19 protein-coding genes and 1 other RNA gene are annotated in these 17,909 nt (G+C 38.8%); 15 read left to right on the forward strand and 5 right to left on the reverse strand.

Annotated elements, in window-relative coordinates:
* Positions 1-2: 2 nt before the first annotated feature.
* The 7 genes from IV512_RS16965 (at position 3) to ppk1 (ending at position 5,980) form a co-directional block, all read left to right on the forward strand.
* The gene (locus IV512_RS16965; protein WP_209405503.1) at positions 3-929 is read left to right on the forward strand and encodes an aspartate carbamoyltransferase catalytic subunit; all 927 of its coding nucleotides are present in this window, start codon (positions 3-5) and stop codon (positions 927-929) included.
* 7 nt (positions 930-936) lie between these two features.
* Positions 937-1,269, forward strand: a complete 333-nt coding sequence (locus IV512_RS16970) for a ribonuclease Z (protein ID WP_209405505.1) — start codon at positions 937-939, stop codon at positions 1,267-1,269.
* The gene (locus tag IV512_RS16975; protein WP_209405507.1) at positions 1,266-1,739 is read left to right on the forward strand and encodes a DUF3291 domain-containing protein; all 474 of its coding nucleotides are present in this window, start codon (positions 1,266-1,268) and stop codon (positions 1,737-1,739) included. Before IV512_RS16970 ends, IV512_RS16975 begins: the two co-directional genes overlap by 4 nt.
* Positions 1,739-2,644 (forward strand): ribonuclease Z, encoded by a 906-nt coding sequence (locus IV512_RS16980; protein WP_209405508.1) that lies wholly within the window; start codon positions 1,739-1,741, stop codon positions 2,642-2,644. Before IV512_RS16975 ends, IV512_RS16980 begins: the two co-directional genes overlap by 1 nt.
* 69 nt (positions 2,645-2,713) lie before the next feature.
* Positions 2,714-3,361 carry a pyridoxamine 5'-phosphate oxidase gene (gene pdxH, locus IV512_RS16985; RefSeq protein WP_209405510.1) on the forward strand — a complete coding sequence of 216 codons (648 nt, stop codon included), beginning with the start codon at positions 2,714-2,716 and terminating at the stop codon, positions 3,359-3,361.
* 18 nt (positions 3,362-3,379) lie between these two features.
* Positions 3,380-3,865 (forward strand): histidine phosphatase family protein, encoded by a 486-nt coding sequence (locus IV512_RS16990; protein ID WP_209405512.1) that lies wholly within the window; start codon positions 3,380-3,382, stop codon positions 3,863-3,865.
* Positions 3,866-5,980, forward strand: coding sequence for a polyphosphate kinase 1 (ppk1, locus tag IV512_RS16995; protein WP_209405514.1), 2,115 nt, complete (start codon positions 3,866-3,868; stop codon positions 5,978-5,980).
* Between the two features lie 33 nt (positions 5,981-6,013).
* On the opposite strand, the gene IV512_RS17000 is transcribed toward ppk1, so the two are convergent.
* On the reverse strand, positions 6,014-6,595 hold the full coding sequence (locus tag IV512_RS17000) for a tRNA-(ms[2]io[6]A)-hydroxylase (RefSeq protein WP_209405515.1): 582 nt from the start codon (positions 6,593-6,595) through the stop codon (positions 6,014-6,016).
* Between the two features lie 156 nt (positions 6,596-6,751).
* Here IV512_RS17000 and IV512_RS17005 point away from each other — a divergent pair, with 156 nt between their 5' ends.
* From IV512_RS17005 to IV512_RS17035, 7 genes are read left to right on the forward strand one after another with little or no spacing between them, the layout of a single operon-like run.
* Positions 6,752-7,609 (forward strand): EboA domain-containing protein, encoded by an 858-nt coding sequence (locus IV512_RS17005; RefSeq protein ID WP_209405525.1) that lies wholly within the window; start codon positions 6,752-6,754, stop codon positions 7,607-7,609.
* 2 nt (positions 7,610-7,611) lie between these two features.
* Complete coding sequence (locus tag IV512_RS17010) at positions 7,612-8,520, forward strand: TatD family hydrolase (RefSeq protein WP_209405527.1); 909 nt, start codon at positions 7,612-7,614, stop codon at positions 8,518-8,520.
* Positions 8,520-9,422 carry a UbiA-like protein EboC gene (gene eboC / locus IV512_RS17015; RefSeq protein WP_209405529.1) on the forward strand — a complete coding sequence of 301 codons (903 nt, stop codon included), beginning with the start codon at positions 8,520-8,522 and terminating at the stop codon, positions 9,420-9,422. The genes IV512_RS17010 and eboC overlap by 1 nt, the downstream gene beginning before the upstream one ends.
* Before the next feature lie 27 nt (positions 9,423-9,449).
* On the forward strand, positions 9,450-10,622 hold the full coding sequence (locus IV512_RS17020) for a 3-dehydroquinate synthase (RefSeq protein WP_209405531.1): 1,173 nt from the start codon (positions 9,450-9,452) through the stop codon (positions 10,620-10,622).
* Positions 10,612-11,805 carry a metabolite traffic protein EboE gene (gene eboE, locus IV512_RS17025; RefSeq protein ID WP_209405533.1) on the forward strand — a complete coding sequence of 398 codons (1,194 nt, stop codon included), beginning with the start codon at positions 10,612-10,614 and terminating at the stop codon, positions 11,803-11,805. The genes IV512_RS17020 and eboE overlap by 11 nt, the downstream gene beginning before the upstream one ends.
* Positions 11,806-11,808: 3 nt before the next feature.
* The gene (locus IV512_RS17030; RefSeq protein WP_209405535.1) at positions 11,809-13,188 is read left to right on the forward strand and encodes an alkaline phosphatase family protein; all 1,380 of its coding nucleotides are present in this window, start codon (positions 11,809-11,811) and stop codon (positions 13,186-13,188) included.
* A complete protein-coding gene (locus tag IV512_RS17035) occupies positions 13,185-13,556 on the forward strand; it encodes a transmembrane 220 family protein (protein ID WP_209405537.1) in 372 nt (123 codons plus the stop codon). The genes IV512_RS17030 and IV512_RS17035 overlap by 4 nt, the downstream gene beginning before the upstream one ends.
* Here the strand turns inward: IV512_RS17035 and IV512_RS17040 are convergent.
* Positions 13,553-15,388, reverse strand: coding sequence for a DNA polymerase III subunit gamma/tau (locus IV512_RS17040; protein ID WP_209405539.1), 1,836 nt, complete (start codon positions 15,386-15,388; stop codon positions 13,553-13,555). The two genes, IV512_RS17035 and IV512_RS17040, sit on opposite strands and share 4 nt — an antisense overlap.
* Before the next feature lie 119 nt (positions 15,389-15,507).
* Here IV512_RS17040 and rnpB point away from each other — a divergent pair.
* An RNA gene (gene rnpB / locus IV512_RS17045) (RNase P RNA component class A) lies at positions 15,508-15,830 on the forward strand.
* A gap of 21 nt (positions 15,831-15,851) precedes the next feature.
* Here the strand turns inward: rnpB and IV512_RS17050 are convergent.
* The 3 genes from IV512_RS17050 to IV512_RS17060 are packed head-to-tail and all read right to left on the reverse strand — an operon-like array spanning position 15,852 to position 17,858.
* A complete protein-coding gene (locus tag IV512_RS17050; protein WP_209405541.1) occupies positions 15,852-16,397 on the reverse strand; it encodes an RsmD family RNA methyltransferase in 546 nt (181 codons plus the stop codon).
* Positions 16,397-17,230, reverse strand: coding sequence for a DUF3822 family protein (locus IV512_RS17055; protein ID WP_209405543.1), 834 nt, complete (start codon positions 17,228-17,230; stop codon positions 16,397-16,399). The genes IV512_RS17050 and IV512_RS17055 overlap by 1 nt, the downstream gene beginning before the upstream one ends.
* A complete protein-coding gene (locus IV512_RS17060; RefSeq protein ID WP_209405545.1) occupies positions 17,208-17,858 on the reverse strand; it encodes a hypothetical protein in 651 nt (216 codons plus the stop codon). Before IV512_RS17060 ends, IV512_RS17055 begins: the two co-directional genes overlap by 23 nt.
* Positions 17,859-17,909: the final 51 nt, after the last annotated feature.

The following is a 17,909-nucleotide window of genomic DNA, read 5'->3' on the forward strand; positions in this document are numbered from 1 at the left end:
TAATGAGCGAATTAAGTGTAAAGCACTTACTGGGAATTAAATATCTAAACGAAAAGGATATACAGCTCATTTTTGAGACCGCAGACCATTTTAAAGAAGTTATTAATAGGTCGATTAAAAAAGTTCCTTCACTGCGGGATATCACTATTGCAAACATATTTTTTGAAAATAGTACTCGAACCAAGTTGTCTTTTGAACTTGCGGAAAAAAGGCTTTCTGCAGATGTTATCAATTTTTCGGCCGGGCAATCATCCGTAAAAAAAGGGGAAACACTCATTGATACCGTCAATAATATTCTTTCGATGAAGGTTGATATGGTTGTTATGAGGCATCCCAATCCTGGGGCCGGTATTTTTTTGTCTAGGCATGTAAAGGCTTCGATAGTCAATGCTGGTGACGGAGCACATGAGCACCCGACTCAGGCCTTATTGGATTCCTATTCCATTCGTGAGAAATTAGGAGATGTATCGGGCAAGAATGTGGTAATCGTTGGTGATATACTGCATTCAAGGGTCGCGCTATCGAATATATTCGCTTTGAAACTTCAAGGGGCCAACGTGAAAGTATGTGGCCCTAAAACACTGTTGCCAAAATATATTGAATCTTTAGGTGTTGGCGTTGAGACTGATTTGCGAAAGGCATTAAACTGGTGTGATGTTGCCAATATGTTGCGAATTCAGAATGAAAGACTCGATATAAGTTATTTTCCGACCACAAGGGAGTATACACAGCAGTTCGGAGTGAATAAAAAGCTGTTGGATAGCCTTGATAAGGAAATAGTAATTATGCATCCCGGGCCAATTAATAGGGGTGTAGAAATAACGACGGACGTGGCTGACTCTAAACAGTCTATAATTCTCAATCAGGTAGAGAACGGTGTTGCGGTAAGAATGGCCGTAATTTATCTTTTAGCTTCAAAAATTAAATAGACATTTTATGATTTTCGATTCAGACGGTAACACAACTATCGTTTTTCAAGAGAAGACCACCTTATCTACTTTCTTGAAAAACTTAAACGAAGCTTATCCACAATTGAAGAACGAGCACATTATTGTTAATCTATTTTCTTTTGAGAAATTAAAAGCTGATGATGTACTTGAGTTTTTGCAATTGAGTGACGACCATCGAAAGCTGAAGAAATCTTTTGTTCTAGTAACCGATAAGGTTTCTTACGACGATGTTCCCGATAGTATTTGTGTGGTACCAACTATTCAAGAGGCCCGAGACATAATCGAAATGGAAGAAATTGAACGCGATTTAGAATTATGAAAGAGTATCATCTTGCTCAAGTTAATATTGCCCGTATGTTAGCGCCGATCGATAGCCCTATAATGGCAGATTTTGTGAATGACCTTGATCGAATAAACGGAATAGCCGAAAGAAGCCTTGGTTTTAAATGGCGTTTAACGGGAGATGATAACAACGCCACTGCGCTTCGGGTGTTTGAAGATGATTACTTAATCATTAATATGTCGGTTTGGGAATCTAAGGAAGCCCTTTTCAATTTTACCTATGCTTCGCAACATGCCGGAGTTTTAAAACGTAAGAAAGAATGGTTTCATAAGATGACCGATATGCATATGTGTCTTTGGTATGTTGATAAGGGCAGCGAACCGACACCTGACGAAGCCAAGCAAAGGTTGCAGTATTTGAACGAATACGGCGAAACTCCGTACGCTTTTAGTTTCAAGGGTAAATTCACGTCTGATGATGCCTTGAACTATAATTCCAAAGTTTAATGAAGCTCAATATACTTGGTTGCTACGCGGCTACACCTCGAACACTGACAAACCCGACTTCTCAAGTACTTGAGATGAAAAATCATTTGTTTTTAATCGATTGCGGCGAAGGTACCCAAGTACAGCTAAGAAAAAATAAAATCAAATTTTCACGTATCAGCCATGTTTTTATTTCCCATTTACATGGCGATCATTTCTTCGGTCTGCCAGGTTTGATTTCAACCTTTCGTTTATTGGGTAGAGATAAGGAAATGCATATTTACGGACCAAAGGGAGTAAAAGAGGCAATTACACTTTTGCTCAAACTTGGTGATTCTTGGACCAATTACCCATTGATTTTTCATGAACTTACCTCGAAAGAATCAGAAGTTGTATTCGAAGACGATACGGTCATTGTGAAGACCATCCCCTTAAACCATAGAATTTATACCAATGGATTTTTGTTTCAAGAGAAACCGGGAGAGAGAAAACTCAATGTCGAGGCGGTTGCCAAATACAAAGTGGATAAGGCATATTTTAGAAATATTAAGAGCGGAAAAGATGTGGTTTTAGACGATGGAAACGTTTTGCCCAACTCGGAATTAACTTTCGATCCGCCCACACCTAAAAGCTATGCCTATTGTAGCGATACTGCTTTTAAACCTGATATCGTAGAACTAATTAATGGGGCGGATGCCCTTTACCATGAATCTACATTTTTAGAGTCGGAAGCTCATCTATCTTTAAAAACGAAGCATGCCACCGCTAAAGAGGCTGCAACAATCGCTAAATTAGCTAACGTTGGTGCTTTGGTGCTGGGCCACTATTCGACTAGGTACAAGTCGATAGAACTTTTCAAAAAGGAGGCTGAAAAAATCTTTGCGAACGTTTATTTGGCAGACGATGGCAAAGTTTTTGAGTTTTAAAATTATTTCTGCTTTCCCGTTCTCAATCTTTTGCTGAACTTTGATACTCTAGTGTTAAGCACCTTAATTATGCAAAGGGATTTAGGAGATTACCGAAAATCGTATGAAAAAAGTGAACTTACAGAAGAAAGTACTTCCAGTAAGCCGATAGAACTTTTTCAAAAGTGGTTCGATGAGACCGAGGCTTCAAAGAGTGTCGAAGAACCGAATGCAATGACTGTATCAACTGTTGGTCTCGACGGTTTCCCCAAAAGTAGAATAGTGTTATTAAAGAAATTGACGGCCGAAGGGTTTATATTTTATACCAACTATCAGAGTGAAAAGGGCAAGGCAATCGCAGAAAACTCTAATGTTTGTCTTTCGTTTTTTTGGCCGGGTATGGAGCGCCAGGTAATTGTGAAAGGTATAGCGGAGAAGGTAGGGTCGTCGATGTCAGATGCTTATTTTAAGTCAAGGCCTGAAGGCAGTCGATTGGGTGCCATAGCTTCTGAGCAAAGTTCGGTAATTCCGTCCCGGAAATTTTTAGAAAATAAGTTATTACAGCTGAAATCTGAATTTGAAGGAAAGAATATAGAGAGGCCTGAACATTGGGGCGGTTACTTGGTAAGGCCGATTTCCGTTGAATTCTGGCAAGGTAGGCCAAATCGACTGCATGATAGAATTCTCTACACTTTGCAGAGCAATGAAAACTGGCAAAAAGTACGGCTTGCTCCATAATCGATAAAAAATGATGGTATGAAAAATTTGATATTGGTGCGACACGGCAAATCTTCTTGGGATTATGCGGTAAGCGATAAAGACCGACCGCTAAAAGAACGAGGCATTAATGATGCTCTTTTGGTTTCTGACATTTTCAAACAAAAAGATTATCAGGTAGATGCGGTATTTTCTAGCCCTGCGAACAGGGCACTTCATACGTGTATGATTTTTCTTAGGAGGTTAGAGTTTCCGTTTACTGATTTTCAGGTAATCGAGAATCTTTATGATTTCTCAGGTAATAGTGACTTAGAGTTTATAAAAAGTATCGACGATCATCTAAATACCGTAATGGTTTTCGGTCATAATCATGCATTCACATACCTTGCCAATTCTTTAGGAAATAGCTATATTGACAACGTTCCTACGAGTGGGCTGGTCCATTTGAAATTTGATGTTGATAATTGGAATGCTATTTCACAAGGAGCAACGATTCAAACAATTTTTCCGAAAGATTACAGATAAATGATAAAGAATAAACCCCGTTATATCAATAGGGAAATCAGCTGGTTAAGTTTTAACGAGCGTGTACTACAAGAGTGTGAAGACAAGAATGTGCCCCTGATTGAACGATTACGTTTCTTAGGTATATTTTCTAATAACTTAGATGAGTTTTTCAAAGTTCGGTATGCAACGGTGAAACGAATTTTCGAGGCTGGTAAGTCTGGTAAAAGTGTTTTAGGAGGAGAGCGAGCCAAAGATTTGTTGGTGGAGATAACTAAAATCGTTATCGACCAACAAAGAAAGAGTGTCGAGATTCTAGGTAAAATAGAAAATGAGCTAGAAGACCAGAACATTAATTTGCTCAGTGAAAATCAATTGTCTGAAAAACAAGGTGCCTTCATAAAGAAGTATTTCTTGCAGAAGGTAAGTCCGCAATTAATGACCATTATCTTGAACGACTTGGCGGAGTTTCCGATGCTTAAAGATACAGCAGCCTATTTGGCCGTAAAGATGGTGTTGAGGAGTGATGACCGTACCAAAAGCACCTATGAAAAAAGAGAAAAACGGTATGCATTAATTGAAATACCTAAAGGTATTGATCGATTTATAGTTCTACCAAAAGAAGGGGATAAGAACTTTATCATGATACTTGATGATGCGATCAGATATTGTCTTGATAGTGTTTTTCCGATGTTCGATTATAAGTCCATTTCTTCGCACATGATTAAAATTACGCGTGATGCCGAGTTGGATATTGATAATGATTTGAGTAAGAGTTTTATTGAGAAAATTAGTTCAAGTGTAGAGCATAGAAAAATTGGTGATCCCGTACGTTTCGTCTATGATAAAAATATCGAGAAAGACACACTCGAATTTCTTAAAGAAAAGATGGAAATTGAAGATGCCGATAGTGTAATACCTGGTGGTAGATACCATAATAAAAGGGATTATATGGGCTTCCCGAGTCTGGGCAGGCATGATTTGATGTATGATAAAATTACCCCGCTGCCTGTAAAAGGGTTAAATCTTGAGGGTAGTTTATTGGAGAAGATAGCGGAAAAAGATTATCTGCAATACACGCCCTATCATACATTTTCCTATGTACTAAAGTTTTTACGGGAAGCTGCGCTTGATCCAAAAGTCAAGACCATCAAAATTACCGTTTACAGGTTGGCAGCCAATTCACAGGTTGCCGCATGTCTTTCAAACGCCGTGAAAAACGGTAAACAGGTAACCTTGCAAATAGAATTGCGTGCGCGTTTCGATGAACAGGCGAACATTAAATACGCTGAAGAGCTTCAAGCTGAAGGCGTGAAATTAATTTTTGGTGTTCCCGGACTTAAAGTTCACAGTAAAATCTGTCTTATTGAACGCGAAGAGAATGAAGAAATAAAAAGATACGGTTTTATAAGTACCGGTAACTTTAACGAATCTACGGCACGAATCTACACCGATTACACTTTATTTACTGCTGATGAACCAATTTTGAAAGAGCTAAATAAGGTTTTCGATTTCTTTGAAACTACCTATAAAATCAATAAATACAAACATCTTATTGTCTCTCCACATTACACTAAAAGTTTTTTCAAAAAGCTGATAGATAATGAGATTGCCAACGCAAAAGCTGGCAAAGAGGCCTACATAAGAATAAAAATGAATAGTTTTACTTCGTACAAAATGATTGATAAATTGTACGAGGCCAGTAATGCAGGTGTGAAAATACAATTGATAGTAAGAGGTGTGTGCTGTCTGATTCCTGGTATCGAGGGAATGAGCGAGAATATAGAGGCCATAAGTGTAGTAGACAAGTTTTTAGAACATCCGAGAATGTTTATTTTCTGCAACGATGGTGATCCGAAAGTATATATCTCATCCGCAGATTTTATGACACGTAATATTGAAAATAGGGTAGAGGTAGGTTGCCCGATCTATGATGAGGATATCAAACGTGAATTGATCGATACTTTCGATATTTCATGGAACGATAATGTGAAGGCCCGAATTTTTGATGAAGAACAGAAAAATGAATATCGGGTAAATGATAAGCCCAAACTTCGCTCTCAATTTGAGATGTATGATTACTATCGCGATAAATTAGGTATAACGGATAATATTGATGAGACTATAGATATGTAACATGTTTGAGTTCATTTACGGTTAATAAACCATCTAACCGTGAATGGATTCTTTCTTACCTAAATTCTTCATTATTTGGGCTTCGTATGCTAAGAGGTCTTCCCACTTTTTGTCAACCTCTTCTCGATTACCATATTTTCTGGCGAATTTGAGGAACATTGTATAATGTCCCGCTTCACTGACCATTAATTTGTGATAGAATTCGGCTAGTTCTTTGTCTTCGAGTTCTTCTGAAAGTAACCTAAAGCGTTCGCAGCTACGAGCTTCAATGAGACCTGCATATAAAAGTCTATGAACAAGTTGGTTGGTTCGGCTTCCCCCTTTAGGGAAAAACTTTAATAGTTCAACTACATACTCATCTTTACGGTCTCTTCCCAATACTATGCCTCGAGTAATTATTCGATCATGAACCATTTTAAAGTGGCCCATTTCTTCTCTAGAGAGCGCAATCATCTCTTCGACTAATTCTGTATATTCAGGAAAACTGACAATGAGTGATATTGCCGTGCTTGCTGCTTTTTGTTCACAATAGGCATGGTCGATTAAAATTTCTTCAATGTTTTTCTCAACGATATTTACCCATCTAGGGTCGGTTGGAAGCTTAAGACCGAGCATAACTCTTAATTTTTTGTAAAATTACTAAGAATACTAAGAATGGAGGGCTAGATTTTGATTGGTTTTCCTTTGGAATAATTAGATTTGTAATTAGTTGTTCTTGCAAATACTACATCGGTATTTACAATGAAATACTTAATTCGCCGAAACCAAAGCATGAATTCTACCAAAATTGAAGGAGAGTTGAAGTCGCTCCTCAAGCACAATTTAGATGAGTTGACCTTTCAATGGTTAGCCTCAAAATTAGAAGTTATAATTGGCTCCAACTCGACCAAAGATCTTTATCTCACTTACAGCTTGTTGTCAAGTAAGGTAAATCAAGACGAAAGTTTAAAACTGAATTTAGAAGATGAAAGTCTACGGTCTTACCTAGTGGAACAGCAGGCTGATATTCTTCAGATTTCAAGAATATATTTACTTGTTAGCGTCTTGAACGAAAACTCGGAGTTTTTTGAACCTAAGGTGGCAAACCTTATTCAAGTTGCGGATACCGGAGAATTGGTAACTTTTTTAAAGTTTCTGATATTATTGCCAAATGGTGAGCGATTTAAGCACTCTGCTGTCGAGGCACTTCGAACAAATATAGCAACGGTATTCGAGGCGATATGCATGAACAACCCGTATCCGGCCACTTATTTCAATGACCAGCAATGGAATCAGATGTACTTAAAGGCCGCTTTTATGCAATTGGATCTTTCGAACATTCTTGAAGTTGATACAAGAGCTAACAAAGACTTGGCAAGAATAATATCTGATTATGCACATGAACGCTGGGCAGCTTCACGCGATATCGACCCTTTGTTCTGGAGACCTGTTTCTTCTTTCATCGATCAGTCTTTATTAGAAGATATAAAACGACTTTTAGAAAGTGAGAGCAGTAAAGAGAATATATCTGGCGCACTCTGTTGCTACCATGCTTCGAACAAAGAAGCAAAAAAACTATTAGAAAATTATCCTGAACTATATAATCAAGTGAAGACTGGTGAAGTCACTTGGGAAAATGCAATTAAATAATTATGGAAGATAAAATGATGATAATTGACCCGCACGTGCACATGACGTCACGTACAACCGATGATTATGAAGCTATGGCCGCTGCTGGGGTTGTGGCTATCATCGAACCATCATTCTGGTTGGGGCAACCTAGAACTCAAGTGGGGTCTTTTCAAGACTACTTTAGCAGTTTGGTAGGTTGGGAGCGTTTTCGTGCGAGCCAATTCGGAATACAGCATTATTGTACCATCGGGCTGAACTCTAAGGAAGCAAATAATGAAGCTTTGGCAGAAGAGGTAATCGAATTGTTGCCTTTATATCTTCATAAAGAAAATGTAGTTGCCATAGGTGAAATCGGTTATGATGACCAAACCCCTGCGGAGGACAAATATTTTAGAATGCAACTCGATATGGCCAAAGAATTGGATATGGTGGTGCAGGTGCATACACCCCATAGAGACAAGAAAGCCGGTACCTTAAAAAGTATGGAGGTTTGTCTTGAGCATGGCCTGGATCCTTCAAAAGTGGTTATTGATCATAATAATGAGGAAACCGTCAGAGATGTGCTCGATAGAGGATTTATTGCCGCTTTTACCATTTATCCAAAAACCAAAATGGGTAATGAGCGTATGGTCGAGGTGGTGAAAAAGTTCGGTAGTGATAATATTATAGTAGATAGTTCTGCGGATTGGGGTGTAAGTGACCCCTTATCCGTTCCGAAAACGGCTTCTTTAATGCTTAAGAGAGGTATCTCAAAAGAAGATGTGAACAAAACTTGTTATCAAAACGCATTGGATATTTTCGGCTATAACGGAAAGATGAAAGAAGAACATTGGTTGAACCCGAAAGGTATAAATCAAGCACAGTTTTTTAATGACAATAGTGTACTCAGAGGGCAAGAACCTCGGGTAGATGCTGACGAAATCAAATAATGGGTAATGTATTGCTAGCTTATGCCCGCTTGGCACGCCCTGCTAATTTACCGACTGCTGCTGCTGATATTTTTGCCGGGGTGGCTGTTGGTGGTTTATTCGCTACTCTCGGGCAGGCCAAATTTTTGGAATCTCCGGTGTTCGTAGATTTCCTGTGTCTGGTTTTGGCTTCCATATTTCTTTATGCGGGCGGGGTTATCTTAAACGATGTTTTTGATTACAAGATAGATCAGGTAGAGCGGCCCGAGCGACCAATTCCCAACGGTACTATATCTTTAACTTCAGCGGCAATTTACGGAGGTTTGGTCCTTCTGACGGGTATTGTGTTTGCTTTTTGGGTATCAAACCTTTCAGGGGGTATAGCCATAGCTTTGGCCTTGGCAATTCTATTGTATGACGGTATTGCCAAAAAATACGATTTTTTTGGGCCTTTAAGTATGGGTCTGTGCCGAGGGTTAAATTTAATTCTTGGGCTATCGATTTTTGGCGACCTTAATTTTTGGTGGTTGGCAGTTATACCTATCATATATATTTTTGCTATAACATTGATCAGTAGGGGTGAAGTTCACGGTGAGAACAAAGACCATATTGTTTTGGCGGGTGTTCTCTATTCGATTGTGGTAGTGGCCGTTTTATCTGTGGCCGTGGTTTATACTGATTCTGTGTTCGTTACGTTACTATATTTACTACTGTTCGCTTTTATGGTGTTTCGACCTTTGGTCAAGGCCTATTCGGAGAATTCTCCGAAAAATATTAAGAAAGCAGTTATCGCAGGCGTAATGTCATTGATTGTACTTGATGCTGCTTTGGGGGCAGCATTTTCTGTTTGGTGGTATGGTTTGGTTATTCTGGCTTTACTGCCGATTTCCATGGGGTTGTCCAAACTTTTTGCCGTTACTTAGTTTTTGCGGTGCAATAAAAATTATAGAATGTTTAAGACAATAGAACAAAGCTTTCAAGTTTCTTATCGATACAAACTCTTTTTTACCGAGGGATTGTTTCAGGTGGAAAATCATTTGTTTAGAGACTTGATAAGAAGTTATAAAGATGAGCCCGTAAAGCTCCTGTTTGTTATAGATAGTGGAGTTGCCGAAGCGCATCCATCCCTAAAGGAAGAGATAAGTACTTATTGCGAAAAATACGCTACCAATCTTTCGCATACACAAAATATTATCGTTCAAGGTGGTGAGGCATGCAAAAATGGAGAAGAGCATGTAAACCAAGTTCTTGATGCTATTAATGACTACGCTATTTGCCGTCATTCATTCGTAGTAGTCATCGGGGGCGGAGCCGTCATCGATATGGCCGGTTACGCTGCGGCAATTGCACATAGGGGTGTTAAGCTCATTCGTATACCTACCACGGTATTATCTCAGAACGACTCGGCCGTAGGCGTTAAGAATAGCATTAATTTCTTTGGCAAGAAAAATTTCGTGGGCACATTTGCTCCTCCGTATGCCATTATCAATGACACGTTGTTTTTGAAAACATTGGAACACCGAGATTGGATTTCCGGTATTTCGGAAGCATTAAAAGTCGCTCTGATTAAAGATTTAGATTTCTTCAAATTTGTAGAGAAAAATGCTCTAAAGCTTTCAAAGAGAGATATGGAAGCCATGCAATACACCATATACCGATGTGCCGAAATGCATATGCACCACATTGCGCAAGGTGGTGATCCTTTTGAGAGTGGCTCATCAAGACCTTTGGATTTTGGTCATTGGGCCGCCCATAAATTGGAACACCTGACCAATTATAAAATTAGACATGGTGAGGCGGTTGCGAAGGGTATTGTATTAGATGTAGCTTATGCCCACTTAACGGGTTTGATTACTGAACAAGATTTCAACCGAGTTGTATCTGTTTTTCAGAATATAGGATTTGATTTAAGTTTTCCGTTAGACTCTGATCAAGAGGTTTCTCAACTTCTTAAAGGTATAGAAGAGTTTCGAGAGCACTTGGGCGGTAAATTGACCATCACCCTTATTTCTGCTATTGGTGTGAAGCACGATGTTCATGAAATTGATGAAGACCTTATGAAAGAGGCATTGAATTTAGTCAACGAAATTTCCAATCTAAAGCAGTTTAACTTTGCAAATTAATAAAAATTTTCAGCTAACGTATTGTACCAATGTGCACCCAGGTTTAGATTGGGAGACTACCTTCGATAGTATCAAGAAGCATGTTCCTGAAATAAAAGAACAAGTGGCTAATGACAGGCCTTTTGGCTTAGGACTAAGGTTGTCAAATAAAGCCAGTGAAGAATTGGGAACCGGTCAGAAACTAAATGATTTTAAGGCTTGGTTAACCGAGAAGAAGGTATATGTTTTTACCATGAACGGATTTCCGTACGGAAACTTCCATAATGAACGTGTTAAGGATGATGTTCATGCCCCAGATTGGACGACTAAAGAACGTCTAGCATATACAAAAAGACTTTTTGATCAATTAGTTTTTTTGCTCCCTGAAGGGATGTCCGGTGGCATATCTACATCCCCGATCAGTTATAAATATTGGCACAAAACAGAAGAGGCGACAGAAGAGGCTTTTGCGATAGGAGCCAAACATTTGATCGAAATAATTATCCATTTACAAAATATTGAGGAATCCACCGGAAAATATCTTCATTTAGATATTGAACCAGAGCCGGATGGTATGCTTGAGAATAGCGAGGAGGTTTTATCTTTTTTTTCAGATTATCTTCTTCCCACGGCTAAGAAAGATTTAAGAGAAAAGCTGGGAGTAAATGAAGGCGAAGCTGAAAATTTGGTTTGCAAATACATAACCGTCTGTTACGATATTTGCCACTTTTCATTGGCATATGAAGAACCAAAAGACACTTTTGAAAAGTTCAAAAAGGCCAATATCAAAATCGGTAAAATACAAGTAAGTGCCGCCTTAAAAATAATTTCCGATCAAGAAAATAATCAAAAGATTTGGCAGGCTTTAGCTTTGTTTGATGAGCCTGTTTACCTGCACCAGGTAACTGAACAGATAGATGGTAGAGTCAAAACATATAGCGACCTTCCGGTAGTGCTTGATGAAAAGAAAGAATTCGAAGAATTACGTGCACATTTTCATGTACCGATTTTTCTGGAAAGTTTCGGGGCACTGTATTCTACTCAAGATCATATTGTGAAGGTGGTCGATTATATTAAAACGCATCCGGTAAGTGAGCATTTAGAGATAGAAACCTATACGTGGGATGTTCTGCCTGCTGCCTTAAAGAGAGATTTAACTGAATCGATAGTGAGAGAGTTGAACTGGCTTATTGAAAAGTTCTAACGCATGAAGAAAACGGTAGTTATTAATGTTGTTGGGCTTACCCAACGTTTAATTGGGGAACATACCCCATTTATCGAATCATTTTTGAAAAATGGAAGGTCAGCCTATATAGACCCGGTAGTGCCTGCGGTTACCTGTTCGGCACAGTCTACCTATTTGACAGGTAAAACGCCTGCGGAACATGGTATTGTAGGTAATGGATGGTACTTCAAAGATGAATGTGAGATAAAGTTCTGGAGACAATCCAATAAACTAGTGGAGTCGGAAAAGATTTGGGATAAATTAAAAAAAATGGACCCCCACTTTTCGTGTGCCAATCTTTTCTGGTGGTACAACATGTATTCCACGGCCGATTATAGCGTTACACCTCGACCGAATTATTTGGCGGACGGTCGTAAAATTCCGGATATCTATTCGCATCCTGCAGAACTCAGAGATACCTTGCAAGAAGAATTGGGTACATTCCCATTATTTCATTTTTGGGGCCCTAAAACCTCTATAAAATCAAGCAAATGGATTGCCGATGCCGCGATACGCACCGACGAGATGCACAATCCGACACTATCATTGGTATATCTACCCCATTTAGATTATAACATACAGCGGCATGGTCTTGATTTTGAGAAGATTAAGAAAGACTTGAATGAAATTGATGCTGAGGTAAAAAAATTAGTATCATATTTCAAACAACGTAATGCACAGGTTATAATTTTATCGGAATACGGTATAACCGATGTAAACAATCCGGTACACCTCAATAGAATTCTACGTTCGAAAGGCTATTTATCCATACGTATAGAAAGAGGTTTAGAACTTTTAGATGCGGGGGCGAGTAAAGCCTTTGCGGTAGCCGACCATCAAGTGGCTCATATTTATTTGAATGACCCGACGATCAAACAAGAGGTCAAAGCACTTTTAGAAACAATTACCGGTGTTGAAAAAGTTCTGTCTGGAGAGGAGATTGAAAAAGCCAATTTAGCCCACGAACGTTGCGGTGATTTGGTAGCTATAGCAGGGCCGGACTCTTGGTTTACCTATTACTTCTGGTTAGATGATGCCAAGGCCCCTGATTATGCTAGAATGGTAGATATACATAAAAAACCGGGGTATGACCCGGTTGAAATGTTGACCGATCCGAAAGACAAACTGGTCATGGCAAAGGTGGCAGGTAAATTGTTGAAAAAGAAAATGGGTTTCCGCACCGTATTGGATATTATTCCGTTGAAAGCTACGCTGGTCAAAGGTTCGCATGGTCGGATACCGGAAGATAAGGCAGATTTTCCCATCTTTATTTCTGATAATCCTACTTCGTCATTTCCTAAAGATATTGCCGCAACAGAGGTTTTCTCTATATTGGAAAACCATATAACCGAGAGTACGTGAAAAATCTATTTAAAATATTGGGGATAGTATTCGCCATACTATTTATATGGGCTGCTTATTTGCAGTACAATGACCCTGATGCTTTTTTGTGGTATATAATTTATGGCTTGGCCGCTTTAGGTTGTCTGCTATTCGCATATGGCCGATTGGGTTTTAAAGTTTCCTTGATATTTTGTTTGGCCTATCTAATAGCCACAGCTTTTCTATGGCCAGAAATGTTTGAAGGGTTCACTATAGGAGAGGGTGATATTGTAAATATTGAAAAAGGGAGAGAGGCCTGTGGAATGTTGATTGTCGCCCTCGTATTTTTAGTTTTCGCCTTAAGGCTTCGCTATATCAAAGGGCGACCAGAGAATAAAATCGTTTAGAGGTCAAGGTCAAAAGTTTGTCGTAATAGGTCTATAGTAGGGTTCTTTTCCCTTAGTTTTTCATATTTTTCTTCGGGCGTAAAAGCAAATTTCTTCGCTGTTTCTTCATTGACCGTAATTTTCAAATTAATAAAATAATTATTGAGTTGTGTTTTCAAGTACTCCATCAAGTCGTACTGTTCACGTTCTATTTCTTTCTTCATTGTACTATTAGGTAGTTCAATCCAAATAGTGGTATCTTGAAGAAGTTTTGGGACATCTGAGTTTAGGTTCGAAGCAAGAATTTTTCTCCCCTTTACATCAATTTCATTAACGAATTCTGCCCAATGTTTTTGCATTTCTTCTTCGGAGAAAGGAGAACGTGGCAAACTATTTATATCAATAGAATGGTCTTTTTTATTGTTCTCGTGAGCTTTCTTTGCTTTTAAGCTAGATATGGAAAGGGCCGATATACGCTTGCTTACAATTTCTGACTTTAGCTTTTTGGCTTCCTTCGATAGTTCAGGTCGCTCTGTGCCTTCTTCTGTATTTTGAGGTTTTGGTTCGGCAACGGTTATTTCCTTTTCAGCTTGTTCTGAAATGCGTTCATAATTAGCAATTGGCTCTGCATGTTCACCTACTTCACTGGGCGGTTTGTTATCAATAAGCTTTTGTTCGGGCTGAGGTTTTTCAACGACTTTTTTCTGTGTTTGCACATTCTTAAAATGTGACGCAGGTAGAATATAGTCCGCTGGAGTTTCAGCGACTACGTTGCCATCAAGATTTTTTTTTTCAGCCCCAAAGCCGATGGAGGCTAACTTCATCAAGGTAAGCTCTACCAATAGCCTTTGATTTCTGCTGGTTTTATACTTTAAGTCGCAATCGTTGGCCAAATCTAGAGCTTTAAGTAAAAAGCTGTTTCCGGTTTTTTTAGACTGCTCTAGATAATGCTGTTTGGCGTTATCACCGACCTCGAGCAAATTAATGGTGTCTTGATGTTGGCAAACCATTAAATCTCTAAAGTGCGAAGCTAATCCGCTTATAAAATGATGTCCGTCGAAACCTAAGGATAACGTTTTGTTGAACAATAGCAGCAATTCGGGTATGTTGTGCTCCAACATAAAATCGGTGGCCGCAAAATAGGTATCATAATCAAGTACGTTAAGATTTTCGGTAACCGCTTTTCTGGTAAGTTCTTTCCCTGAAAAACTAACGACCCTATCAAAAATGGAAAGGGCATCGCGCATGGCACCATCTGCCTTTTGCGCAATAATATGTAGCGCATCGTTTTCCGCATTAATACCTTGGCTTTCGGCAATATATTTTAAATATTCAGCAGCATCTTTAACTGTAATTCTCTTAAAATCGAATATCTGGCAGCGCGATAATATGGTAGGTATAATTTTATGCTTTTCAGTGGTCGCCAGAATGAAAATAGCGTGTTTAGGTGGCTCTTCGAGTGTTTTCAAGAAAGCGTTGAAAGCCGATTGAGATAGCATATGAACCTCATCGATGATATAGACCTTGTATTTGCCGACCTGAGGTGGAATGCGCACTTGATCAATCAAATTACGAATGTCATCTACCGAATTGTTCGATGCGGCATCGAGTTCAAAAATGTTAAAAGCGAAATCTTCATCTTCCCTTTCAGTGCCATCTTGGTTTATTTTTTTTGCTAAAATTCGGGCGCAAGTAGTTTTACCGACTCCTCTTGGTCCACAGAACAAAAGTGCCTGTGCCAAATGATTGTGATCGATGGCATTGGTAAGGGTGTTCGTTATGGCCTGTTGCCCCACCACGTCTTTAAACGTTTGGGGTCTATACTTGCGGGCCGATACTACAAAATGTTCCAAAAGGTTCTTATTAGAGATGATGCGACGTAACTACAAATATAAAAATAGCAAAGGTTCGAGCCTTTTTTTTCAGTAGGATATAGTCTTAATTTATCAACAATTAGTCTAATTTTGCGAGTTGAGCAGACCACCTTATCGCTGCCGTTCAAATTATTTTAAACGGGAGAGGAAAGTCCGGACACCATAGTGCAGCATAGCGGGTAACACCCGTCGTTCGTTTTTTGACGAATAGGACAAGTGCAGCAGAAAGAATGTACAGGTAATGCTGTAGTGAAACCAGGTAAACTCTATGCGGTGAAACGTCATGTAAATCGGTGCTTGAGGGCTGCACGCCCAAATCGAAGGGTAGGCGGTTAGAGTCTAGCAGTAATGCTTGAACTAGATAAATGATAAGGGAAGGCCTTTGGGTCTTACAGAATCCGGCTTATGGTCTGCTTATTTTTTTGTGGGATATGAATTAAAACTATTCTTCGTTTTTTTGAAAAAAACTGAAAACGCTTCCACCATATTTCCTCTTTTCATTAAAATTCTCGAGATGTGATAAATCCATATGACTGGCATGCTCAATAATCAATACTCCGCTCTCTTCTAACAAACCGTTCTCGAAAACCAAATTCGGAATTTTTTCAAATTCGGTTAAATCTAAATCATAAGGGGGGTCGGCGAAAATAATATCCGATTTGACCATCGACCTCTTTAGGTAATCAAAAACATTGCTTTTTAGGGCTGTGATATTTAATTCTAAGGCTTTAGAAGTATCGGCAATAAACCTGACACAACCATGATGACTATCTACGGCCGTAATTTCACGAGTACCACGAGAACCAAATTCATATGCGATATTGCCTGTACCGCTAAATAAATCGAGAACAGAAATTTCATCAAAATAATAGCGGTTGTTCAATATATTGAACAGTGCTTCTTTGGCCATATCGGTAGTAGGCCTGACCGGAAGTTTTTTCGGGGCGGTGATTCGCTTTGCTTTATGTATGCCTGAAATAATTCGCATTAGAGCGCATTTAGTACTGTGAAATCAATCGTTTCTTTAGAGTTGTCGATGTAGTGGTGGGCACCGAAATCAGGAATGAATATTGATAAGTTCTTAATGTATTTATGACATATCTCGTAGATATCGTCACCCTCATTGATAGCGCCAAAAAGTTTTAATGAAACGGTTTCGGTATCGAATTTTAGTTGTTCTAAAGCAAAGAGTAGATAGTACAGAAAATCTTCTTTGGTATTAAATCTAAAGCTGTTGAACAGTAGAAGGTTTTTCTGGTCGATTATCGTGAGGTCCATTTGTTTTTCTTGAACGTAAACAAAGCAAACAGGTTGTTTGGCCTGAGTCTTGCCATTCAGTAGTGATTCTACCATCACAGTGCCATTATGCTTAAAAGTGAACGCACCGTAAAGTTCATAAATGTAATTGTTTATGTTCACGAAGGGTACATAAACATTTACCATGTCATGGCTTTCGAACTCGTCGTAGGCCAAATGGTCATTCGCCAATATTTTGGTATTGAACTTAAGGTAATTCGCTAATTCTTCAGGGTCGAAAAGTGATTTGGGTACTAGGCTGAAAAGTTGGTTTCTGTGAACTACCACCACTTCGACAAAATGTTGACCGGTAATGTTGTTCGACTCTAGCAGTTTTTTTAAACGCTTTAAAATTTCGTAAGGAGTAAGCGTTTTTTCAAATAATAGATTTTCTGAACTTAACACGGAATTCGATACAGAATCGAATACACAAAAAGAAAGTCCATTCAGGCTAACCTGAATGGACAATTTCTTAAACTTTTCTACTGAATCTGTAGTGATGCTATTGGTCTCCTTTTTTGTCATAAACTGGTGGCCAGTTACCACTTGTACTAACTTCTTCCATAGAGCCTACTTCAATAGTGGGTCCATTAACCTCATCTACGCCGATTTCTGCTTTTTCTTTGTCTAACAGGGTTTTTGGCTGATCATGAAGTACTACGGCTTTATCAACATGGGCTTTGAATACAGGAGCTCTATAGCCACTCTTGTCAACAAAACCTGCTTCCATTTTAAATTTCTCTCCGTTTTGTGCATTCGGTACGTCTTCTAGATTCTTGTAACGATTATCGCTTTTAAATAAAGAATCTTTGACTGAAACGGTACCTAATGTGTCGATAATCTTGACCTCTTTTAATAAATCGATTTGATAAGTTTCGTCAAACTCCATGAAAGAAGAGTCGCGTTGTTGTGTAATGGTATACATTCCAGTATCAACGAACTTAATTAGACTGTTGAAGTCTTTAGCGTATCTTTTGTTAACCGTTTTATAGGCCTCTTGTGCGTTTCTGATATCTTTAAGTTTAGATATAACCTGTCCAAAACGCTCTTGCTTCACTTTATTAAATTCGATGGGGCCTGTTACGGATTGATAAATAAGATATCCCAATCCTATGCAAACTATCCAAAGTACAATTTGAATTACGGTCTTCATTTTTTAATAGTGTTATTTTAAATTTAGTGGTTACGACAAATCTACAATTTT

The organism is Pseudozobellia sp. WGM2 (assembly GCF_017810075.1).
GTDB lineage: Bacteria > Bacteroidota > Bacteroidia > Flavobacteriales > Flavobacteriaceae > JADNYK01.

Coding starts and splice junctions, on each gene's coding strand:
- IV512_RS17050 (WP_209405541.1), bottom strand. CDS start 16,397: ATGCGAATTATTTCAGGCATACATAAAGCAAAGCGAATCACCGCCCCG.
- IV512_RS17005 (WP_209405525.1), top strand. CDS start 6,752: ATGAATTCTACCAAAATTGAAGGAGAGTTGAAGTCGCTCCTCAAGCAC.
- IV512_RS16990 (WP_209405512.1), top strand. CDS start 3,380: ATGAAAAATTTGATATTGGTGCGACACGGCAAATCTTCTTGGGATTAT.
- IV512_RS17010 (WP_209405527.1), top strand. CDS start 7,612: ATGGAAGATAAAATGATGATAATTGACCCGCACGTGCACATGACGTCA.
- eboC (WP_209405529.1), top strand. CDS start 8,520: ATGGGTAATGTATTGCTAGCTTATGCCCGCTTGGCACGCCCTGCTAAT.
- IV512_RS17030 (WP_209405535.1), top strand. CDS start 11,809: ATGAAGAAAACGGTAGTTATTAATGTTGTTGGGCTTACCCAACGTTTA.
- IV512_RS16970 (WP_209405505.1), top strand. CDS start 937: ATGATTTTCGATTCAGACGGTAACACAACTATCGTTTTTCAAGAGAAG.
- IV512_RS17055 (WP_209405543.1), bottom strand. CDS start 17,230: ATGACAAAAAAGGAGACCAATAGCATCACTACAGATTCAGTAGAAAAG.
- IV512_RS17020 (WP_209405531.1), top strand. CDS start 9,450: ATGTTTAAGACAATAGAACAAAGCTTTCAAGTTTCTTATCGATACAAA.
- IV512_RS16965 (WP_209405503.1), top strand. CDS start 3: ATGAGCGAATTAAGTGTAAAGCACTTACTGGGAATTAAATATCTAAAC.
- pdxH (WP_209405510.1), top strand. CDS start 2,714: ATGCAAAGGGATTTAGGAGATTACCGAAAATCGTATGAAAAAAGTGAA.
- ppk1 (WP_209405514.1), top strand. CDS start 3,866: ATGATAAAGAATAAACCCCGTTATATCAATAGGGAAATCAGCTGGTTA.
- IV512_RS17000 (WP_209405515.1), bottom strand. CDS start 6,595: ATGCTCGGTCTTAAGCTTCCAACCGACCCTAGATGGGTAAATATCGTT.
- IV512_RS17060 (WP_209405545.1), bottom strand. CDS start 17,858: ATGAAGACCGTAATTCAAATTGTACTTTGGATAGTTTGCATAGGATTG.
- IV512_RS16980 (WP_209405508.1), top strand. CDS start 1,739: ATGAAGCTCAATATACTTGGTTGCTACGCGGCTACACCTCGAACACTG.
- IV512_RS16975 (WP_209405507.1), top strand. CDS start 1,266: ATGAAAGAGTATCATCTTGCTCAAGTTAATATTGCCCGTATGTTAGCG.